This is a genomic window from Acetobacter pomorum, from assembly GCF_002738225.1.
Taxonomy (GTDB): domain Bacteria; phylum Pseudomonadota; class Alphaproteobacteria; order Acetobacterales; family Acetobacteraceae; genus Acetobacter; species Acetobacter pomorum.
The window spans coordinates 1-2,427 of the sequence record NZ_PEBQ01000129.1; the positions used below are offsets into that span (position 1 = coordinate 1).

The 2,427-nt window shown below is 52.5% G+C and carries 4 protein-coding genes and 1 pseudogene; 4 read left to right on the forward strand and 1 reads right to left on the reverse strand.

Going from position 1 to position 2,427, the window contains the following annotated elements; translation table 11 throughout:
* The first annotated feature begins 45 nt into the window (after positions 1 to 45).
* The 4 genes from CSR02_RS17025 (at position 46) to CSR02_RS16620 (ending at position 1,981) form a co-directional block, all read left to right on the forward strand.
* Positions 46 to 762 (forward strand): hypothetical protein, encoded by a 717-nt coding sequence (locus CSR02_RS17025; RefSeq protein WP_244176906.1) that lies wholly within the window; start codon positions 46 to 48, stop codon positions 760 to 762.
* Between the two features lie 178 nt (positions 763 to 940).
* Positions 941 to 1,252 (forward strand): hypothetical protein, encoded by a 312-nt coding sequence (locus CSR02_RS09065; protein ID WP_244176908.1) that lies wholly within the window; start codon positions 941 to 943, stop codon positions 1,250 to 1,252.
* A gap of 2 nt (positions 1,253 to 1,254) precedes the next feature.
* Entirely contained in the window at positions 1,255 to 1,719 is a 465-nt protein-coding gene (locus tag CSR02_RS09070) for a hypothetical protein (RefSeq protein ID WP_099541414.1), read from the forward strand.
* Positions 1,720 to 1,822: 103 nt separating this feature from the next.
* Positions 1,823 to 1,981: a hypothetical protein gene (locus CSR02_RS16620; protein WP_167384124.1), complete on the forward strand. Its 159-nt coding sequence runs from the start codon at positions 1,823 to 1,825 to the stop codon at positions 1,979 to 1,981.
* Positions 1,982 to 2,005: 24 nt separating this feature from the next.
* Here CSR02_RS16620 and CSR02_RS09075 read toward each other — a convergent pair.
* Positions 2,006 to 2,185: pseudogene (locus CSR02_RS09075) on the reverse strand (AbrB/MazE/SpoVT family DNA-binding domain-containing protein); the annotation flags it as partial.
* Between the last annotated feature and the right edge of the window lie 242 nt (positions 2,186 to 2,427).

Sequence of the window (2,427 nt, forward strand, 5' to 3'; positions counted from 1 at the left end):
TTGGAAGCGCACCCTCAGAGGACACTGAGGCCAAGAGAGAGACCCATGAAGTTCGCAAAACTGAAAGAACGGCTCAAAACGCAACCGCGCAAACGCACGACAGGAAAACTCTATCAGTGGCTGTTTGAAAACCACGCAGAACTGTTGGAAATGCGGCTACCAGGTGAAATGTGGTTGCCTTACATAGAACTCGCCATTGAGGATGGCGTGCCAATCAAGACTGATACCAAGTCGATACAACGTGTGCGAAAAACATGGCTCCTCGTTTGTCGAGCCAAAGCCAAACGGGCTCAAGCCCTTGCTACCGCAGACATGGAAAAGCCAAAGAATAATGAAAATAACGGTAGGCCCATCATGCCCAGCCGACTGCCTGCTGACTGGAAACCGGAATTCGTTGAAATACCGCAACCTGTCTCCCAACCTGCTCAGGGAAGGCCGCAAAGCTCCCCTCTAACGGTCAAAACCGAGACGATGCCTGCAGGAACTTCCATGACGATGGAGCAAAAAATAGACAAAGCCCGTTTCACTCTCGGTCAGGCCAAGTTCGATCTCACGATGGCCAAAGAACAGATCAGGCTGAACGACAGTCAGGGTGCTCCAATGCTTGCAAAGGAAGGGGAAGCAAAACTCCCAGGGCTGCGGGAGATCATCAAACAAAGACGGGCCATTTATGATCGTCTGCTCGCGGGTGAGGATGTTCCTGAGGAAGAACTGGAATTCAAGTCGCCTCGCGAGAGAGAAGAAGAACAATATTCTGACTGAGCAGGATTTTTCATTTTTTCCAGAAATCCTATCTGGTCGCATGATGACACGACGAAATCCTTCTGAACGGCACCCTCATGATTGCGCGGTGCCACAGCAGAAAAGGATGCTTCAATGACTGCAACCAAAACGGTCCAGCCCAGACCCAACCTGCCAAGTCGGCCCGCACCAACCCCCTGTGCTCCTGACCGCAGTTGGTCGGCAACGCACTGGCAAAACCGTTTTTCTCAACGCCCTGACAGAAACCGTCATGTGCCAGGGCGGCGATGTGGAAGTCTGGAACACGGACCACCTGAATGTCTCCCACTCCATCTCGCACTTCCATCCCAATGCAAAGAAACCCGCTACTGGCAATCTCAAGGAACAGAAATCATGGCTGCGGGCCGAAGTCTGGTTCTATCGCTCTTTCCCGGAGTTTCTGGCGCAAATTGATCCCAGTCTTCTTCCCGACATGCCCAAAGGTCTACCCGTTCCGAGAGACTTCGAGTGACCATGAGCCTGCCAAGTGACAAGCAGACCGAGAACGCGCCAACTCCGGCACAGGCTATTGAGGAGCTGAAGCACGCGCTTCAGCACTTCACTGTCAGACCGGAGACACCCAACGGGCGTTTCTTTCTGGCAATTCTTGCTGTTCTGGAAGCACAAAACCGGACGCTCGATGCGATGCCCCGGAGCCTGAATAAGGCTCTTGTACTACTTAAGGCGGAGCGTCGTTCCATCGAACTGACGTTGCAGGATGGCGTTGATGCCGCGAAGGCACTGAGCCAGATCAACGAACGAATGGTTGAACTGCGCATTCTGGACGTGGTCAGCAGGGTTTTTCAGTCTCTGGAACCCGAGATCGGGCGGCGGGCAAAACTGATCGGTGACCGATATCAATGGCGTTCCACTGGCCTCATCATCTTTTGGGCCATGTTGCTGGTCGTCATCGGTTTCGTGCTTGGTCGGCTTCCATGAAAGTGTGACCATAATGGACACACCTGCCCTGCCCGCTTTTTTTTTCAATTCCGTCGCATGATGGTCTGGGAAAATCACTGCATCGCAATCAAGGGAGATGCTCGTGAAAAAGAGACGATCCACTCTTCACAGATGGAAGGTCCTGCCAGCGCTTGGCTGTTCCTTTCTTATTTATCCTGCATTGGCGCAAACCGTCAATGTCCCGGCTGGCCTCCCGCCCACGGTCAATGCAACCTATCAGGAAGTTGGTATGGGTGGCTGATGTTTGTATCAAGAAGGTAGATGCTCACAGGATATCTTCTGGTCTGGCGGCAACATCCTGAATATCTGGAAAATCGTCTTCGGAAGGCAGCTGCGGCTCTTCACACCATGCCATGAGAAGCTCCTTCAGCGTGGAAGGCGTCTTCACAGGCTCCAGAACGAGTTTGTCACCGTCACGGCGGATCAGCACACGATCTCCCGGCATAAGGGTCTCCTATGCGTATATCCCATAATGTATATGCCAAACTCTCAAAACTCAAGACATTTAATTGTCCTCTCAGAGATGCCCGACTGTCCTACCGTTCCAACCACGCATGTAGTGCACCATATAGTCAGCACCAGCGATGGAGAGTGGCGCTGCCAGCCCCTGCAACCCTTCGACGCGGAAATCTCACAGATGGAGTAATTTTGGATCATTTTCTGGTTGTTCAGGACTTCCTATACGTC

Coding starts and splice junctions, on each gene's coding strand:
- CSR02_RS17025 (WP_244176906.1), top strand. CDS start 46: ATGAAGTTCGCAAAACTGAAAGAACGGCTCAAAACGCAACCGCGCAAA.
- CSR02_RS09070 (WP_099541414.1), top strand. CDS start 1,255: ATGAGCCTGCCAAGTGACAAGCAGACCGAGAACGCGCCAACTCCGGCA.